An 18,903-nucleotide genomic window follows, 5' to 3' on the forward strand; every position below is an offset into this window, starting at 1 on the left:
CGGCGCACAGCAATGAGGGTTTCCGCCGGGAACCCGCAACTCACGGCAGCTGTCCTCGATTTGGTGCATGGCACATGATAAATAAATTGTTTGCTCCGTCGGTCGCCTTTACCGGTTCCGTTGAAACCGGAATTTAACGCCGCCGGGGCAATCCTTTAGGCTCCAGGCACGATATTGTCGCTGTCGAGCGTGGCGATTCGTATCTGGCCAGGCTTTCGCGCCGCCTCTGAGGGCCACGAACCGAAGTCGAGATGAGACGATGAGAAGGGCATCTACCCAGGACAATCTGCTTTCCGACGATCCCTTCTACACGGTTGTCGGCAACAGCATTCAGGGGAGCTACATCCCCGCCGATGCGGGAGGCTCGACATCGGGCAACTCCACATCCGGCCCGGTCATGTCGGTCACCGCGGGTGGCATCACCATCAACCTGATCCTCGATGCGGCGGCACAGGCGGCGCCAGCCAGCTTCAAGAACGGCCTACAGCAGGCAGTTGCGATCCTGGCTGCCAATATCACCGACAAGATCACCGTCAACATCAACATTGACTATAGCGGCACGGGCGGCGGCGCCGCAGCCGGCCCCGACAGCGGCTATTATGAAACCTACGCGTGGACCCGCTCGGAGTTGATCAACAACGCGAGCGTCGGCGACACCACGTTCAACAAGTTGCCGACCGGCTCGACGATTCAGGGACAGTCGAACGTCGCGATCTGGAACGCGCAGCTCAAGCTCTGGGGCGTCATTGGCGCCAACGACACCACGACCGACGATGCCAGCGCGAACTTTTCCACCGACATCAATTCCAACCTGCTGGTGGGCGTTGCGCTGCACGAGCTGACCCACGCAATGGGCCGCGTGCCCTATGGTTCGGCGCCCGACGTCTTCGACTTCTATCGGTTCACGAGCCCCGGCGCACGTCTGTTCCAGGGCAGCGCGACCGCGCCTGCGGCATATTTCTCGCTGGACGGCGGCGTTACCAAGATCGCCGATTACGGCCAGAACTCCGACCCGAGCGACTTCCTCAACAGTGGCGTGCAGGGGCCCAACGATCCCTTCAACGAATACTACACCAGCACCACCATTCAGGGCTTGACGACGATCGACCTGAAGCAACTCGACGCGCTCGGATTTCATCTCGCGATCGACTCGCCGACGACGATCGAGGCGTATGGCTCGACGAGCCTGCTGCAGGCCGGCAGCAATTACTTTATGAACCCGGTCGCCGGTGGGGCTGGGCCTGAACTTAAATACAGCGGCTCGGGGGTGGTTGTTGGACAGTTCGGCGGCTATACGCCGATCGGCGTAGAAGCTGTCACGAACGGCTATGAGGTCGCTTGGAAGAACACTTCGACGGGCCAATATTCGGTCTGGAGCACGGACACGAGCGGCAACTACACCGGCAATTTCTACATGCCGGGTCCGGGCAACTCTGCTGCGTTCGAAACGCTGGAAACCAGCTTCCACCAGGATCTGAACGGTGATGGCATAATCGGGCTTGCCAGATCGGCGATGATCTCCTCGACCGAAGCGATTGGAACGACCGCGTTAGACCTTGTGGGAGGTAACTACTCCCTCGATCCGGTCGCCGGCGGCACAGGGCCAACAGTCAAATATCAGGGGGCCCCTGTTACGATAGGTCAGTTCGGCGCCTATGTGCCGCTTGGCGCCGAGCAGATTTCGAACGGCTACGAGGTCGCGTGGAAGAATGCGACCACCGGCCAATATTCGGTCTGGTCCACCGACAGCAATGGCAACTATACCGGCAATCTCTATATGCCCGGTCCGGGCAATGCGACGGCATTCGAGGCGCTGGAAACCAGCTTCCATCAGGACCTGAACGGCGATGGGACCATTGGAGTCCGTTCGTCTGTGATCGAAGCGATCGGTGCAACCGCGCTGGTCTCTTCGGCGAACAATTACCTTCTCAATCCCGTCGGCGGAGGCACTGGACCGGCACTGAAATATCAGGGCGCCGTGGTGAACGCCGGCCAGTTCGGCAGTTATGTTCCGATCGGCGCTGAGGCGGTTTCGAACGGCTACGAGGTGGCATGGAAAAACGCGGCCACGGGCCAGTATTCGGTCTGGAGTACAGATAGCGACGGCAACTACACGGGCAATTTCTACATGCCTGGGCCGGGTAATACCAACGCGTTCCAAAGTCTGGAGATCAGCTTCCAGCAGGACTTGAACGGCGATGGGACGATCGGCACTCCCCGCCTTTCGAACACCGTGGCGGCCGTTGCCCGCGATGGTTTTACTTTCGCGGTTGACGCCAGTGGGCCATCGAGCCCAGGTACCGTCGGCGCCTCGCAACTACAAATCCGGACGACTGATGCGGGGGACGTGATCGGCCAATTGGAAGCCGGCACTGGATCGGGTCTCGGCGAACCCATCGTCGGTGACGGTGGACACCACTTCACGTTCCATCAAGATCTGCTTGGCGCCTTTATCCTGTACCACTGAAGCGCCTGATGTTGCGTCGGCGCGCTGGCTCCGACCGACGGCTAGTCTCCCACGAAACGGATTGGACGCGGCGGATTGCTTCGGAGTAGGATGCCGACGCAAATTCCGCGGTGCCGACGCCGCTGTGGTCGGGCGTGGTAGCATCGATGATCAGGTGCTTCACGATTGAGATGTGCGGCAAATCGCGATGGGAAATTTCACTGGGAGTTGTCGTGCAGAAGCAGCCTATTGTCGTGTTCGGAACGGGTGAAATCGCCGAGTTGGCGGATTTCTATTTTACGCATGATTCGAACTACGAGGTCGCCGCATTCACGGTCGATGCTGCCTTCGTGAAGCAGCTTGAGTTTCGCGGGCGGCCGGTCGTCGCCTTTGAGGATATTGCCGAAAGGTTCCCGCCGGAGCGTTTTGACTGCTTTGTGGCCGTCAGCTACGCCAAGATCAACGCGGTACGGACCGAGAAGGTCGCAGCCGCGCGGGCAAAGGGCTATCGACTCGCGAGCTACCTGAGCAGCAATGCGACCGTCTTCCCCGGCTTCGAGCTCAAGGAAAACTGCTTCATCCTCGAAGACAACACGATCCAGCCGTTCGCGACGGTTGGTGCCAACGTGACCTTGTGGAGCGGCAACCATATCGGTCATCATTCGACGATCGAGGATGACGTGTTCATCGCTTCGCACATCGTGGTGTCCGGTGGCGTGCGGATCGGGCAGGGGAGTTTCGTGGGCGTCAACGTGACGATCCGCGATCATGTCACGATCGGCAACAAATGTGTCCTCGGCGCCGGCGCTCTGGTGCTGGAGAGTCAGCCGGACTTCTCGGTCGTTGCGCCGCGCGGATCCGAGCGCTCGCCGGTGCCGAGCAATCGCCTTAGAAACCTCTGAGATACGCGATGTCGTGGCGGCGCCTCGGTCTGGTCCATGCTTCGAGAGGAATGCTGCCTTGGGCGCGTAGCCATGCGGCGCTGCCTACGCCGGTCCATCTGGCGGGCGACACCTTTCGCTTCTTCTTCAGTTCACGGGATGCGGACAAGCGCTCGCATGTCGGATGGGCGGATGTAGAGATATGCGAGACACCTCGTGTCCACGAGGTGGCGCAAATGCCCGTCCTTGCACCGGGACCCGACGGCGCGTTCGACGATAGCGGGGTTGGCATCGGGAGCGTAGTTGTGACGGAAGACGGGGTTTCGCTCTACTATATGGGCTGGAATCTCGGAATTCGCTCACCTTGGCGAAATGCCATCGGGCTTGCACGGTCCTCATCGCCGAACGGCACATTCACGCGGTACTCGCCCGGTCCAATTCTGGACCGCTCGCCGGAAGATCCTTACACGCTGTCCTATCCTCATGTGCTGCTGTTCGGTCCCGATGACTGGCGGATGTGGTACGGTTCAAATGTCGCGCCTGCAGTCGGCAATGCCGACATGCAGCACGTGATCAAGCAGGCTCGATCGGCCGATGGGATCGACTGGACAAGGGACGGCAAGACGGTGATTGGGTTCGCCAACGAAGCCGAGTACGCGCTGGCGCGTCCGAGCGTGGCGAAGATCGGTGACAATCTCCTGATGTGCTTCGCTTGCCGCGGTGCGACCTACCGCATCGGCGCCGCCATATCCCGCGACGGCGGATTGAGTTGGAAGCGGTACGATGCCGAGATGGGACTTGGTGTTTCGGAGGGCGGATGGGATAGCGAGATGACCTGCTACCCCGCACTGTTCTGGCACAAGGCGCGCCTATGGCTGGCCCACAACGGCAATGGATACGGGGCGACCGGCTTTGGCCTGGCGGTATGGGAAGGTTCGTTGCCCCTCTGAGAATGTCAGGACTTTTGCGGGCGTGCGGCGAGGTACTCGGCGACAGATTCGGGCTGACGCACGTCGTAGCCGAGCAATCGGCGCAGCTTGCTGTCGCTGGTGAAATCATCTCCCAGCGCGCGCGGCAGGTCAATCTGCTGGCGGATCAACGGAATGGTGTAAACGTGATTGACGGCGCGCCGCGGTCTCACCGTCGTGTTGACGCCACCGCTATGGAATACCATGCAGTCGAGCACGATAAACGAGCCCGCAGGCGCGGCGACAGGCAGGGCTTGCGTGCTCACGAAATGATCCGACGGAAAGGCTTCCTGACGGTGCGAGGCCGGCAGCACCATCGTAGCCCCATTTTCCAACGTGAACGCGTCGAGGCAGAACAGCGCATTGATGGCCAGCGGGCGCGAAGCAACGAAATGCTGATACGGCAGATCCCTGTGCCATGCCCCCTGGTTGTATGGCTTTCCGTTCGGCGGATTGATGATGCCGTTCTGCTGGTTGAGCACCGCGTAACCGGAGATCAGGCGGCTGCATATCTCTAGGACTCTGGCGTTGGTTGCGAGTTCGAGAAAGACTGGATCGCGGGCCAGAGGCAACCTGATCGTGTTGTGCTCGTCGATCGATCTCAGCACATCGGCGCCGTGACGGATGGTATAATCCTTCTGCATCCGGTCAAAAGCATCGGCCAGCGCTGCCAACTGTTCGGGGCCATAGCTGCCATCGATCACGCCATATCCCAACTGGCGAATGGACTCGCACGTCCGCTCGACCTCGGTGGTCGATTGAGCTTGCTCGAGGACGCCGTAGCGCCTGGGGGCTTCGTCTTGGGAAGTATTCATCTGGGGATCAATTCGTTCCAGGTGACAGGGTGAAAGCCATCGCGTTTCAGACGCTTGGCGACAGCTTGCTGAACGTGAGGCGTGGTCGCGATCAGCGCGGTCCCGCCGGGATTCTGAACTGCATCCCGATAGGATGCAACAGGCCGCCCAAGATTCCAGGCCTCGGTCGGATCGTCGAGCACGAGCGAGGCGACCCGCGCCCAGGTTTGCGGCGCATAAGCCCGCAGCAGGGCCGCCGTCTGGCCGGCACCGAAGCTCAGCAGGTCCACAGCGGATCGCGACCTTTCGAGGAGAAACTGGTCTAGCATTCGCCAGCTCTCCAGATAGGACCGCCGCTCGGAACGAAGCCGTGCTGGATCGGTGTCATCCGCTGGAGGCGTGTCGCGATCATCGGTCTGCCCAGTGAAGACCAACATTTGGAAATCGCCGATGTTGCTCGGTGCCGACATCTGCCTTTCCGCTTGCAGCCCCGCGCGTCTGCCGCAGATCCGAAGACCCTCTCGCGTCAGGCTGTAGAGATGGTCGAAGAACAGCAACTCCACGTTCGGCGAATGTCCCTCCGGACATATGATGACGATGCGTCCGTTCGGGGCAAGATGATCACGGAGCGACCGAAGGAAGGCGCTCGGGTCGATTGTATGTTCGATAACATTGACTGCGACTATTAGATCGAAGGGACCGGCGCCGGAGGGGACATCATCGACAAAGCCGCGAACAAGCCTGATGCTCTGCTGTGATCCGGCCGTCGCCGGCAAGGCAGGATCCAAGCCGCAGGCATGCGCATCGGGCCAGATTCGTAGGAGCTCGGACAGCAGAGCTCCCGAGCCGCAGCCGATTTCTAGAACGGCCTTCGCTGGATTGAATTCAGTGCGGATCCAGTCGCCGTACGCCCGCGCCCGGGCGGCATCCGACTTCGGAGCAGTCGAGGCGAGCGTGTAGCCATCATCGTAAATGGCGCGAATGTCGGCTTCTGCCGTACTCGACGCGTGGAAAGTCGAGCCGCAGGTCAGGCAAGACATTTTGGCGAGTGCGCGGGGTATCACCCTTCCGTCGCTCAGCATCGATCGGCTCGGATGCGGGAGCGTTAGTGCGACAGCGCCGCCCGCGCAAAGCGGGCAGTCTGTCGATGAGGATGCGTCGATCAAGGCTTCACCTCCGGATGCCGCACCAGAACGGTGAATTCGTACAGTCCATAGTCCTGCAAGAGCGCGACAGACCGGCCATACCGTGAAAGGCAGTAGCCGAGCATCTCCGTCGGGTCGGCATAGTACAGGTTCGGTCTTCGCCGGTCAGGATCGCTCGACAGGCTCAGGACGTTGAAGCCAAACCCTTTGCGCCCGGCGTGGGCGAGCACGTCCAGAGTTTCGCAAATATAGCCTAGCCATACGTCGTCCCCGACCTCCCCCCGGACGTTGAATATCCCGCTGGCGATGGCGAAGTCGGCCGTTGCTTCCGGAGAAGCGCCGACATGCCAGCACCGGTCATCGCCGTCTCCGTGAAGCTTGCGAGCCGTCTCGATCATGCTGGGCGCGACATCATACCCACTGAAATGTCCGCGATGGCCCACGCTTCTGAGAAATCCTAGAAAATCTCCAAAACCGCAGCCGAGATCGATGACCGATCCGTCTAGTTCGTGCTCGATCAGCCGGAGAAACTGGCGGTGGCGAATCTGATGCGATTCGGCTCCGTTCCAATCGACGCCGCGCGACGTCGCGCCGTGCGCCTTGAGCCTTGCGGCATAGTACGCGGCGACCTCGGACAGGATTCGTTCTTGTCTCGCGTCTGTCACTCCGAGCCTTTGGCATCAAGGACGGAAACGGGCTGCATTCGCTTCCCGGCAGGCGGGTCGGATGAGCGGTGGACGGAGCGCACGATGGTGTAGGGCCTGCGCTTGGTTTCGGCCAGGATGCTAGCCATGTAGATACCCAAAATGCCGAGGATCAGTGTGATGAGTCCTCCGAGAAACCACAGAGAAATGATCTGCGAGGTAAATCCACTCACCCCGATTCCATTCGTGAGGTAACGCAACAGAAAGTAGATCACAACGCCTATCGAGGTGATGAAGATCGACAGCCCAGTATAAAAAACAAGATACAGCAGCCGGGTTGACGAGGTCGTCAGGTGCTTCACCGCAAGATCGATCCGCCGCCAGATCGAGTAGGTCGACGGCGAGCTCGAGAGCTTTGCGACGATCATCGGGATCTGGCGAAAACCGGTGATCTCCCAGAGATCGGACATGACGAATTCCCGGTCGCGATGGCGGACCAACGCCTTGACATAGGCGGCGGTCATCAATCGCGAGGTCACGAGGTTACGAGGCAGCGGGCGGTCGCCAAGCGCATCGACCAGTGCGAAAAACACCGCGCCTCCAGTGCGCTCCAGAAAACCGCCGCGTCGCGTCTGCTGTATACCGTACACGACGTCGCAATCGTCCCGGCGAAAACGTTCGTAGAACGAGGCAAGATCTTCCGGCTGCTCCTCGAGGTCGCTGTCGATCAGGAATACGAGCTCGCCCGAAGCGTGGGCTAGGCCAGTCATCATCGCCTTGTAGTGTCCGAAGTTGCGGGAAAGGTCGACGATGACGACGCGTGGGTCCGATCTCTGCACCTGCAATGCAATCTCCAGGCTATCGTCCGGGGACCCGTCATTCACCATGATCAGTTCGACGTCTTCGGTGATCTTGCGCGCCGTCTCAATCGCGCGCCGATGGAATTCCTTGACATAGGAGGCGGACCGATAGAGCGTGGTGACAATCGAGATCTTCATTTCCAGAGCTCCCGCTCAGGGAAATCCGTTGGACGCGAGCGATTCCTGCCCCCCCGGCGTTTCACCGCAGTAATTGCCATTTGCAACCCGGGCCGAGGCAGTCCGGTTGCGCGGAACGACGGTGTTGCGTCGCTGTATCCAGTCAACTCTGCAGTCTGCATCAGCTTCTCTATGGGAACCGCGACGGTTAGTAAACACCGTGGACTTGCAACACCTTACGGGCATGCGGAGTGACCGCGAGCCCTACCTTTCATACGGCAAGTGTGCCGGGGGCGCAAACGCGCCGTGATCGGAATCAACCCGAGGGTGGTGTGCGAAAAAAGTGCACGAGCATTGAACCGCTGTCGCATTTTGGGGACATAGCAGCAGGGTGCGGTGCCGTCATTCGGCGAAGACCTGCGACCTCGGCTTGATCTACTCCCGAAATTTTGTTGTTTGCTTAACCTTCCACCCCCATCGACCCGTCGGGCTGCAATCTGTGGAGCGATTGTCATGCCTGTTCCTTTCCCGAAAATGCCGAACTACACAATCCCGGGGGGCAGCTCCGGATTCGACGAATACTGCATTCATTTCAGCAGGCTGGAAGGAAGTTCCGGTCAACAAGGAGGGTTCATTATGCGCCGTTTAGCCTTTCTCGCATTCGCCATCGGTCTATTTCTACCATTGCTTGCGTCGGCTCCGGCCCATGCCCAGGCGTCACGCACTTGGGTGTCTGGCGTGGGCGACGACGCCAATCCTTGTAGCCGTACCGCTCCGTGCAAGACGTTCGCAGGCGCGATCTCCAAGACCGCAGCCTTCGGAGAGATCAATTGCCTCGATCCGGGCGGATTCGGCGCACTGACGATTACCAAGTCGATCACGCTGAACTGCAGCTCCACCATCGGATCGGTGCTGGTCGCAGGCACGAACGGCATCGTCATCAATGCGGCTACGACCGACAAGGTCACCCTCCGCAGCATCCAGGTTCAAGGTCTCGCGGGCACGGCTTCCCCCGGTCTCAACGGCGTCAGGATCCTCTCCGCGGCATCGGTCTCGATCGAGAATTGCGTGATCACCCAGTTCTCGCAAGCCGGCATCAGCGACGCGCGAACCGCGGGCAATACCCAGCTCTACATTCGCAATACCATCGTCAGCAACAATACCGGCAGCGGAATAGCTCTCGGCGCGACCGGCCCGAACAAGGCCATCGTTGATGGCACCGAGTCAGTTGGAAACCTATTCGGCATCGCGGCGGGTAGTGGCAACAGTGCGATGGTCACGCGCTCGGTATTTTCCGGCAACACCAATGGCGTGGAGGCGGACGCCGGCGGCGCGGTCAATGTCGACAGCAGTTCGATCACTGGCAACGGCACCGGTGTGCAGTCCGCCAGCAACATCCGTCTGTCGAACTCCGACGTGTCGTTCAACGCGACGGGATTCAGCGGTGTGTCCATCACCTACGGCAACAATCGGATGCAGGGGAATACGGCCCTTGGAACGTCGCCTTCGGCGGCCGGCGGCGCTGTCAGCAATCTCGGCGAGCAATAGACGCTGTGCCCGTCGATTGACCGTCAATGCGGTGAATCGCGGCGCCTGATGACAAATCCCGGGACCTGGTCCCGGGAGTTTTATTCACCGCAGGTCGGCGTCAGGCCGTGACCTCACGGCGAGCAAACAGAGGTGCTTCGGGACCGGTGTGGAATAACAAGTCGAGCACGCTGACGGCGTGCTCGAATCCGCCGTGAAGCTGCGGATATTGCGGATAGCCGTCGTAGCGCATCCACTCCGCGGTGACCCCGCCCGCGACGAGAAGCGGTTCGTCGAGATAGGCGCGTGCGGAAGGGCCGCTGAGATAGGAATTGGCGCCCGCGGCCTGCGCGATCGCGAGAAGCCGCGCAGTCTTTGCGCCGTCTGCCGGATAGGCGGTATCCCTGACGATCCGAGTCCTCAGGCTGAGCAGTCCTGCGATCTCACGCGTGAACAGCTCGTTGATGTCGGTTAGACGCCTCTCCTTGTCGGCCCTCTCGTACCAAGCTTGCACGCGGGGTGCCAGAGCGTCAAAGAACGGTGCGTGACGGTACGCAAGTTCCAGCGCCCGCCAGTGCTTTTCTGCCCAGGGCTTCTCGATCAAGACCTCGTCGATCGGCTGACTAAAGCGCCCCTTGGTGATGACGGGGATCGTGAGCCACTCGATGCCATTGGCGGTCTTGATCCGGTTCCGATTGTGCCAGTGACGCTTCACGAATTGCATACGATCGTAGATGACGTACTCGTCGCACTGCCCGATCAGGTCGAAAAAACCCTTCCACGGAATGTAGCAGGACTGGATGATCGAGATGCGCACTTTCGGTATCCTGTCAGAAGTCACGTTGTCAAACGTTCAAGAATGCGTCGGTTGGCTTCGCCGCTCGCACCGGTTCGGACGGCGAGGCCTCCCGAGCCAGCACCCCTCACGTCGGCTGCCGGCAGGGCCCGGTACACCTATTGAGCCGAACTTGCACAGCTTGCATTCTTTATCGTCCACAGTGGAGTTCGCGTTGCAACCGACGTCTTGAGCGGCGCCCCGTAGTGCTCCACACAATAGGTGTTTAGAAGAGATTCCTCGTAAGCGTTGGCGATCAGGGGAATGCCGGCCTGAGAGCGCAATCGTATGAGAAACCCTTGACCTCTCGCCTCGTCTGCGGTGGGTACGGAGTAGGGCGCGAGGGTCAGTACGCCCAGCCCGTAGATCCGGGTGGAATGAACGTCCCGCTCACGTGTAAACAAGGGAAACACCAATTCATAGGGCAGCGAGGCGCCCCAAACGAATATTGATTCCGGCGAGACAAATCTGTTTTGACGGGCCTGCGCGACGGCTCTATCGCTTGCCATGGCCTCGCCAACCAGATTCCAGGTATTGACGAGAGCGCCGGCGAGCAGCGTGACGAACAGGATGAGGCGTCTCCATCGCGGCACTCGAATATCCATCGTAACCGCGGCGATGGTTAGAAGAGCCAAGAGCGGGAGGCAGACGCGAACCGGGGGGCTGCGTCCGGCCGCCGTAAAGGCAAGAAAGGCTGCGAGGCAGATGAACCAGGCGACAAACAGGCGCGGTTGCAGCAAGATCATCAGCAGCGCGGCCCCGAGCAGCGTCAATGTTAGCAGCTGGGGCCCGAGCAGCAAGGAAAGGTCAGAAACGCTGGATGTGAGGTTCTTCTCAAGGGCCGTCCGCGGCGGGATCTCCCTCATGAGTGCCCACAGTAACTCCGGATTGGAGAGATGCGGGTCGACGAAGAACCAGCGGCTCACCAGCACAATGTCGTTTGGGGACAGGCCATGACGTTGCATCAGGTCCGGTCGCTCCAGAATGAACTTGGCAGCACCGAAATCGGTGAGCGGGGCCCGCGCGAGGTTCTGTTGGCGGAATGTCTGCCATTCAGGCGACGAGTATGCACGGACGTTGGCGACGGTCGCGGCGAGCATGCAAATCGCAAGCCCCGCTGCCGCAATGCGTGCGGCGCGGGACGCGGCCAGTTTCCGCCACGGCACCAGAGGCAGGGCCACGGCGACCACCAGAGCCAGCTCCTGGTCGCGGACGAGATAGGCGAGGAACGCCAGACAGCAGGCGAGCACGAGATCGAAAGCCGATCTGTGGCGATCATAGGCCAGCAGCCCTAGCACCCCCGCGATAGCCAGCAGTCCAGCTGTCTCCGTGAATTGCGGGAACAGGATCGGACGCGTGAAAGCGACCGTCAGGATCAAACCGGCGACGATCGGCCTGACGCTGACGCGGAGCAGGAAATAGACGACTGCGGATCCTGCCAACGTCAACGCCAGCAACGTTGCGATGGAATAGCCGAGTATATCATCGATCGAGGGAAGACTACGGACGATGAGACCCCACACTACATTAGAAAAGAGCAGGAGATCGGAGCCGTAGTCGACACTCCCGTAGCCGTGCGCAATCATCGACATCCCGACGTCGTCGTTGGTATCCCATTTCGGATCGAAGGTTGCGCAGAGCAGGACCACCCAGGCGATCGAGATCGCGGCAGCCATGAGCAGATGGCGGACCAACCGCGCGTCGCCATGTCGGCGCGCTGCCGCCGGCATCAATTGGCTGGTCGAAATGTTCGTATCCATTGATCGGATCGGAGCAATTTCCGCTGTCTCGGCCGCCCATCACGACCGATTGGCAGATCGCCGGTTCGTGCCGATGGATATCCGGGTCATAGTAGAATGAACAATCGTTGGCAATGCTGACTGGCGCGGATGACTCGAGCGAAGGCATGGATTCCGTTAAGGGACCAGAATAGTCTGCCGGGCGTTACCGACGAGAAGGCTGGATGATGAGCATGATTAGTCCCGATCAGAGCGGGCGCGGCCGCGTTCTGAGGCTTCGAGGTTCGCTTTTGGCGTTTGGCGTCGCTGGGCTGATGGTCGTATGCGTCGCTGGCGCAAAGGCCCAATCCCTCGGTCAGGGCATCTCGGCGTTCCATCGCCAGGACTATGTGACGGCTGTACGCGTCTTCATTCCGCTGGCTGAGCGCGGCAACGTGGCGGCGCAGTCCTATCTCGGCTTCCTGTTCGAGACCGGCCGCGGCGTGCCGCAGAACTACACGGAAGCTGCGATGTGGTACCGGCGGGCAGCGGAGCAGGGCGACAGCCGCGCGCAATACTCGCTGGGGCTGCTCTACGATCGCGGCCAGGGCGTGCCGCAGGACATCGTCGAAGCCTCCAAATGGCTGAACCTGTCGACCGCCGCGTCGCCGCCGCGGATGCGCGAGTCCCGGGCCCGGATCCGCGACGCCGTCACCACCAAGATGACGCGCGGGGAGATCGCCCAAGCCCGCCTGCGGGCGCTGCAATGGGCGCCGAGCCGCGAACCGTGACGCCGGGCGCCTGGGGTTCCACGACCCCTCCGACCAAAAAGTCGAAAACAACCCCATGCATAGTAGGCGATGGCAGCCGGCGGGATGTCCCGCGCCTGCGCCACGATGAGGATTCACCCTGAGAGCGCGTCAGGCTTTAGTTAGCCGAGCCAGCCGCCGAGCCAGTTCAGATACCAGGTCTCGCCCAGCCAGCCGATCCAGATGGACGGCGCCAGGAACAGGCCGAACGGGAGGAAGGCGGTCCCGCGCAGCGGTTTCCTGTGCAATGCAGCATTGGCGACATAGACACCGATCGCAAGGAGCGCCGCGAGCTCGATCACCGCAGCCACCGTTGCGAGGTCGAGCCAGGCCCCGCTGATGGCGGCGAGCTTGACGTCGCCGAGCCCGAGCCCGTCGCGGCCGCGCCAGTACCGGTAGGCCAGCATCAGCAGCAGCAGCGGAAGCGCCACGGCCAAGGCGCGCGCGACCGGCCAGAGCAGCGCCTCGGCACCGACATCGGGCACGAAGGCGGCAGCGCGGAGCAGGGCGAGCGCGAAGGCGGCCCCGGTCAGCTCGTTCGGGATCAGATAATGGCGGGCATCGTTCGCCGCGATGGCGAGCATGAGAGCGGCCAGGAACGCGCCATAGAGGCCTTCCGCGGCGGGGGCAGTGACGAGGCTTGCGAACACGGCGACGAGCAGCGCGAGGCTGACGACGAGCGGAGCGCGTATCCCGTCATGCGCATCTTCCCCGGTCACGCCGTCAGCGCGCGGCCTTGGGCGGGCTGACGGTGACCACGGGATTGCTGGTCCCGACCAGGCGGCTGTTCATTTTGCTGCGCATCTCCTCGGCGATGACATGCGCATCGACGCCGTCCTTGATGACGGTCGGGCGGATGAACAGGATCAGCTCGGTGCGGGCGCGCGCAGTGGTCTGGTGCGAGAAGGCGTCGCCCATGCCGGGAATGGAATCCAGGATCGGCAGGCCCTGGCGTTGCTTGTTTTCGGTCTCGCTGATCAGGCCGGCGAGCAGCACGGTCTGTCCGCTCGTCACCGCGATCGAGCTCTTGACACGGCGCTGCGAGATCGTCGGCGTCAGCGAGTTGGCACTGCCGGCGGCCACGCTCGAGATTTCCTGCTCGATATCGAGCACGACATTGCCGTTGGCATTGGCACGCGGCAGCACGCGCAGGATGATGCCCGTGTTCTTGTAGTCGATGGTGTTGACCACGGTGTTGTTGGCGGTCAGCACCGTTGCGGTGCCGGTCGAGAACGGCACCTGGTCGCCGACCTGCAACGTCGCCGGCTGGTTGTCGAGCACCACCAGCGACGGGTTCGACAACACCTTGACATTGGTGACGCCGTGCAGCGCGTCGAGAATGACACGCGGCGAGTTTTCCGAGCCGATCAGGAAGTTGAAGCCCGGCAAGACACGTCCGAGCAGCGCGCCGGACGCGGCGTTGACGGCGTTGGACGCCGCTTCGACGGCACCGCTGCCAACAGTCGCGGCATTGCTGACGCCGGAGATGGTGTTGGAGATCGAACCTTTCTGGCTCGCCAGGAAGAACTGCACGCCGTAATTCAACTGGTCGTTCAGCGTCACCTCGGCGATCGTCGCCTCGATCGCGATCTGGCGCTGCGGCCGGTCGATCTGGCGTATCGTCTGCTCGACGACGCGCTGTGCGTCCTGGTTGGCATAGACGAGAACGGCATTGTTGGTGACGTCGGCGGTGATCCGCACGTTCTGCAGGATGCCGTTGATGCCGGACTTCGCACCGTTGCCGTTGCCCGACAATCCACCGGCGCTGTTGTCCAGCGCAGGTGTTGCGGCCGCGGCAGGCGCGGGGCGGGCGCCGAATGATGATCCCGGAGCTCCGGTGACCGGGGTCGCGGCGCCGGACGCAGCCGTCGGCAGTGCGCTCAGTGAGGCGACAGGATTAGTTGAGGTCGACGTCGCGATGCCCACACCGGGCGCGACCTGGCTCGACCCGCTGTCGAGCGTCGAGCTGCTCGTCGCGCTCTGGTTGAACAGCATGTCGTTCAGCATCGCCACGACCAGCTTGGAATTGCCGTAGCGCAAAGGATAGGATTTCAGGTTCACGCCGTCGGTATCGGAACGGTCGAGTCGCGCAATCCAGGTCTGCGCGCGCTTCAGATATTCCGGCTTCTGGCTCACCACGAGGATCGAGTTGAGCCGTGCGATCGGCTGGAGCTTGATGACGTTCTGGCCCATGCCGCCTTCGCCGGAATCCATGATCTTCTCGATCTCGGCGATGACAGGCTCGGGCGAGGAATTGCGCACAGGGAAGATGCCGACCGATTGTCCACGCATCCAGTCGGCGTCGAATGACAGAATTGTGTCGACCGCAGTCGCCCGGTCCGTTCCGCTGCCGCTGACGATCAGGGTGTTGCGGGAATTGTCGGGGCGCATGGTCGAGGCTTTCACGCCGAAAGCATCGAGCAGCTTGAAGATGTTCTGTGCCGACGTATAGCGCAGCGGCACAACGGTGATGCCCTGGCCGGCTTCGGTGCTTGCCGAGCGGTCGATGCCGCCGGGCCCGGCCTCCGGCGCCGGTAGCAGGCGATAACCGGTGCGGTCGCGCACCAGCGCCACGCCGGACATGCGCAGCGCATTCTCCAGCACATAGACCGCATCCGCCTTGGGCACCGGACGCACCGAGGCGAGCGTCACGGTTCCCTGCACGCGGGGATCGATGGTGTAGCCAACGTTGAGTACGTCACCGAGGATGACCTTTGCGACGGTCGCCACTGGGGCGTTCTCGAAATTGAGATCGTAACCACTGCCGCCGCCATCGTCGCGCTCGACAAGCCCGCCGCCCTGCGGCGATGCACTATCGCTGAGATAGATCGCAGGTTTGGACGATTTCGCCTGACCGATGCCGCTTGCCCCTGCATCCGCAGGTTGCCGCGGCTGGAGATCGAGGGCGCGGATCTTGTCGACAAGATCCTGGGCGCGCGGATCCTTGGGGTCCGCTTCGACGGATTGGTCGGCTGTGACGATGCAGGCGGTGAGCAGGAACGCGGACGACAAAAGGACAAGCGTACCAGTCAACGCTGAGCGCAGGCGCAAAAGCGGCTGGACCACTTCAAACAAGATACGCCTACCAACGCTGCGAGAATAAAGCATCCGATCCCCCTTGGCTCGGACGCGCAATAATTTGCCGCACGATTATGTTTTTGCTAAGAAATAAGTCAAGGGCAAAGGACCTTCCGTGCTCCGCCAAAGCTGTTGTATTCAAGTAACAAGGTCAACGCCGTGAATGCGATGCGCGACCGTTCTGCCGATAGCTTCAGGCAGCACCTCCTGGAAAAATATTCGCTGCCGCCGCGAGCGCATGCCCGTGTGGAACGGTCGGCCAATCCGGCACTGACGCGTCCGCTGCGCGAATTTTGGGAGGCTACTGATCTGTCGGCGGCGGAATTCGCCGACGAGCTGTCCGATTATTTTGCTCTGCCGCGGATGAGCCTTCCACAACTGCTCACGACCACGCCCCGCCTCGAAGGTTTTTCGCGGCGATTCCTGCGAGAATCCACCATCTTTCCCTTTGGCGCGCCGGATGGTGGATTTCGCCTGGCTGTTGCCGATCCCTCCGACACGGCGGCCGTTCGTGCCGCCGAAATCGTGTTCGGAACGCCGGTCGATGTCGTGGTAGCGTCATATGAGGACATTACGACAGTCCTAGACCAACGAGCCGATGCCGACGATGCAAATGCAGACCAAAGCACTGGCCGCGCGGCGCAGTCCGACGACGACATCGAGAGCCTGCGCGATCTCGCCAGCGGTGCGCCGGTGGTGCGCGCGCTCAACGATCTCCTGGAGCGCGCGGTCGATCTGCGTGCCAGCGACATCCACGTCGAGCCGTTCCGCGCTGGTCTCGTAGTGCGCATGCGCGTCGACGGCTTGTTGCGCGCGCTACCGTCGCCGCACGGCATCCCGCCGCAGGCGCTGATCTCGCGCATCAAGATCCTCGCCAGCCTCAATATCGCTGAGCGGCGATTGCCGCAGGACGGCGCGGCGCGTGTCCGCGTCGGACGCAGCGAGCTCGACGTCCGTGTTGCCACCATGCCAACGCAGCATGGCGAGAGCGCCGTCATCCGCCTGTTGCCACGAGACCGCGGCCTGCTGGAGATGAGCAAGCTCGGGCTCGGCGCGCGCGACGAGAACGTGATGACCCGGCTGCTCGCGATGCCGCATGGCATGATCGTGATCACCGGGCCGACAGGCAGCGGCAAGACCACCACGCTTGCGACCATGCTGTCGATCCTCAACGAGCCGACCCGCAAGATCCTCACCATCGAGGATCCCGTCGAGTACGAGATCCCTGGCATCAACCAGTCCCAGGTCAAGCCGTCGATCGGCCTGACCTTCGCATCCGCCATGCGCGCCTTCGTGCGTCAGGACCCCGACGTGATCATGGTCGGCGAAGTCCGCGACGCGGAGACCGCGCATATCGCGATCCACGCCGCGCTCACCGGCCATCTCGTGCTGACGACGCTGCACACCGAGACAGCGGCTGCGGCCGTGCCGCGCCTGATCGATCTCGGCATCGAGGGTTTCCTGCTCAAGTCGACGCTGCGCGCGGTGGTCGCGCAGCGGCTGGTTCGAATGCTGTGCGACCGTTGCAAGGTGCCGCACGCGCTGACCGAGGCCGATCTCGCCAAGGACCCGCGCTTTGCCGTGATCGGCTTCAAGTGCGGCGAGGTCGTGCACGAGGCCGGCGGCTGCGAACGCTGCGGCGGCACCGGCTATCGCGGCCGTAACGGCGTGTTCGAAATCCTGGAAATGTCCGACGAGGTCCGTACGCTGATCGGGCCGCAGACTGACTCCCACTCCATCGACGCCGCCGCGATGCGGAGCGGCATGACGACGATGCTCGAGGATGCTGTCGCCAAATGCCGAGCCGGGTTGACGACGGTGCCTGAGGTCTTCCGCGTCACGACGGTGCGGTAGAACCATGCCGAACTATCGCTATCGCGCGCTCAATGCCAATGGCGAACTGGTCTCCGGGGCCATCGCCGCGCCTGCGCCTGGCGACGTGGCGCAGCGGATCGAGCGGCTCGGCCTGGTGCTGGTCGACAATGTCACGCCGGAAGAGGGCGGCGCGACGCGTGGCGCGCTCAGCCTCTTTAACAGGCCGAAGGCCGAGGACGTCACCATCTTCACCCGCGACCTCGCGCTGCTGCTGCGCGCCGGCGCCCGCATCAATGACGGGCTGGAGCTGCTCGCCGCCGATCCGGATTTCGGACGGCTGAGGTCCGTCGTCGCCGACATCCGCGCGCACGTCGTCTCCGGCGAGAGCTTTGGCGAGGCGCTGGCGCGACATGAGGGGCTGTTTCCACCGATGTACATCGCGCTGGTGCGGGTCGGCGAAGCATCGGGATCGTTGGACCAAGTGCTGGAGGTACTGGCCGGCGAACGCGCGCGCGGCGAGGCGCTGAAGCGGCGCCTGACGGATGCGATCCGCTATCCCATCTTCGTGCTCGGCGCGGCTGGCTGCGTGCTGCTGTTCTTCCTCACTTTCGTGCTGCCGCAATTTGCCAGCGTCTTGCAGGATTTCGGCGCCAAGGTCGATCCGATCGTCGGCGTGTTTCTGAACATCTCGACGTTTTTGCGCGGCAATTCAGAGGCGGTGCTGGCCGGGCTTGCTGCCACGATCCTCGCCGCTTGGTTGCTGTTGCGTCAGGAGCGCGTCCGCAGCGGCATGACCAATGCGATCACGCGGCTGCCGGCGATCCGCAACGTGATGCGCTCGTACCGCACGGCGCTGTTCTGCCGCAATCTCGGCTTGCTGCTCGGTAGCGGCGTCAACCTCACCACTACGCTGCGCATCCTGATCGACATGATGGCAACGACGGGCCCGTCCGCGGTCTGGAGCGATGCTGCCGACCGAGTCCGCCATGGCTCAAAGCTCTCCGACGCGCTCGCCGAAACGGACGCGCTGCCGACGATGGCGGTGCGCATGCTGAGGCTCGGCGACGAGACGGGGCAGTTGCCGATGCTGTCCGGCCGGGTCGCCGAGTTTTATGAGGTGAAGCTGCAGCGTACGCTCGACCGCGCGGTCGGCATTGCGGGGCCTGCGGCGATCATCGCGATCTCGCTCGTTGTCGGCGGCCTGATCACATCGGTGATGACGGCGCTGATGTCGGTGAGCCAGATTGTCGGCTAGACGGATGTAAT

15 protein-coding genes are annotated in these 18,903 nt (G+C 62.2%); 7 read left to right on the forward strand and 8 right to left on the reverse strand.

From position 1 onward, the window contains the following. Positions 1-397: 397 nt before the first annotated feature. From FXB38_RS12745 to FXB38_RS12755, 3 genes are all read left to right on the forward strand, one after another. Positions 398-2,467, forward strand: a complete 2,070-nt coding sequence (locus FXB38_RS12745; RefSeq protein WP_246229847.1) for an NF038122 family metalloprotease — start codon at positions 398-400, stop codon at positions 2,465-2,467. A 110-nt stretch (positions 2,468-2,577) separates the two neighbouring features. Next, positions 2,578-3,348, forward strand: coding sequence for an acetyltransferase (locus FXB38_RS12750; protein WP_246229849.1), 771 nt, complete (start codon positions 2,578-2,580; stop codon positions 3,346-3,348). A 50-nt stretch (positions 3,349-3,398) separates the two neighbouring features. Beyond that, positions 3,399-4,277, forward strand: coding sequence for a glycoside hydrolase family protein (locus FXB38_RS12755; protein ID WP_148751205.1), 879 nt, complete (start codon positions 3,399-3,401; stop codon positions 4,275-4,277). Positions 4,278-4,282: 5 nt separating this feature from the next. On the opposite strand, the gene FXB38_RS12760 is transcribed toward FXB38_RS12755, so the two are convergent. The 4 genes from FXB38_RS12760 to FXB38_RS12775 form a co-directional block, all read right to left on the reverse strand. Continuing rightward, positions 4,283-5,110, reverse strand: coding sequence for a phytanoyl-CoA dioxygenase family protein (locus FXB38_RS12760; RefSeq protein ID WP_148751206.1), 828 nt, complete (start codon positions 5,108-5,110; stop codon positions 4,283-4,285). Further along, the gene (locus FXB38_RS12765; RefSeq protein WP_148751207.1) at positions 5,107-6,171 is read right to left on the reverse strand and encodes a class I SAM-dependent methyltransferase; all 1,065 of its coding nucleotides are present in this window, start codon (positions 6,169-6,171) and stop codon (positions 5,107-5,109) included. Before FXB38_RS12765 ends, FXB38_RS12760 begins: the two co-directional genes overlap by 4 nt. Before the next feature lie 80 nt (positions 6,172-6,251). Then, positions 6,252-6,899 carry a class I SAM-dependent methyltransferase gene (locus FXB38_RS12770; RefSeq protein ID WP_148751208.1) on the reverse strand — a complete coding sequence of 216 codons (648 nt, stop codon included), beginning with the start codon at positions 6,897-6,899 and terminating at the stop codon, positions 6,252-6,254. Then, positions 6,896-7,876 carry a glycosyltransferase family 2 protein gene (locus tag FXB38_RS12775; protein ID WP_148751209.1) on the reverse strand — a complete coding sequence of 327 codons (981 nt, stop codon included), beginning with the start codon at positions 7,874-7,876 and terminating at the stop codon, positions 6,896-6,898. The genes FXB38_RS12770 and FXB38_RS12775 overlap by 4 nt, the downstream gene beginning before the upstream one ends. Before the next feature lie 492 nt (positions 7,877-8,368). Between FXB38_RS12775 and FXB38_RS12780 the strand changes: the two genes are divergently transcribed. Then, positions 8,369-9,403, forward strand: coding sequence for a right-handed parallel beta-helix repeat-containing protein (locus tag FXB38_RS12780; protein ID WP_246229850.1), 1,035 nt, complete (start codon positions 8,369-8,371; stop codon positions 9,401-9,403). A 100-nt stretch (positions 9,404-9,503) separates the two neighbouring features. Here FXB38_RS12780 and FXB38_RS12785 read toward each other — a convergent pair whose 3' ends face one another. Further along, entirely contained in the window at positions 9,504-10,199 is a 696-nt protein-coding gene (locus FXB38_RS12785) for a WbqC family protein (RefSeq protein ID WP_148751210.1), read from the reverse strand. A 137-nt stretch (positions 10,200-10,336) separates the two neighbouring features. After that, complete coding sequence (locus FXB38_RS12790) at positions 10,337-11,977, reverse strand: hypothetical protein (RefSeq protein ID WP_148751211.1); 1,641 nt, start codon at positions 11,975-11,977, stop codon at positions 10,337-10,339. Between the two features lie 212 nt (positions 11,978-12,189). Between FXB38_RS12790 and FXB38_RS12795 the strand changes: the two genes are divergently transcribed. Then, entirely contained in the window at positions 12,190-12,726 is a 537-nt protein-coding gene (locus tag FXB38_RS12795) for a tetratricopeptide repeat protein (protein WP_187434838.1), read from the forward strand. A gap of 140 nt (positions 12,727-12,866) precedes the next feature. Here the strand turns inward: FXB38_RS12795 and FXB38_RS12800 are convergent, their stop codons facing one another. Further along, a complete protein-coding gene (locus FXB38_RS12800; RefSeq protein WP_148751213.1) occupies positions 12,867-13,463 on the reverse strand; it encodes a prepilin peptidase in 597 nt (198 codons plus the stop codon). Positions 13,464-13,467: 4 nt separating this feature from the next. Next, positions 13,468-15,852 (reverse strand): type II secretion system secretin GspD, encoded by a 2,385-nt coding sequence (gene gspD / locus FXB38_RS12805; RefSeq protein WP_148751214.1) that lies wholly within the window; start codon positions 15,850-15,852, stop codon positions 13,468-13,470. Positions 15,853-15,990: 138 nt separating this feature from the next. Here gspD and FXB38_RS12810 point away from each other — a divergent pair, with 138 nt between their 5' ends. Beyond that, positions 15,991-17,676, forward strand: coding sequence for a GspE/PulE family protein (locus FXB38_RS12810; RefSeq protein WP_430640171.1), 1,686 nt, complete (start codon positions 15,991-15,993; stop codon positions 17,674-17,676). Positions 17,677-17,680: 4 nt separating this feature from the next. Next, the gene (locus FXB38_RS12815; RefSeq protein WP_148751216.1) at positions 17,681-18,892 is read left to right on the forward strand and encodes a type II secretion system F family protein; all 1,212 of its coding nucleotides are present in this window, start codon (positions 17,681-17,683) and stop codon (positions 18,890-18,892) included. The last annotated feature ends 11 nt before the right edge of the window (positions 18,893-18,903 follow it).

This window comes from Bradyrhizobium cytisi (assembly GCF_008123515.1).
Lineage (GTDB): Bacteria > Pseudomonadota > Alphaproteobacteria > Rhizobiales > Xanthobacteraceae > Bradyrhizobium > Bradyrhizobium cytisi.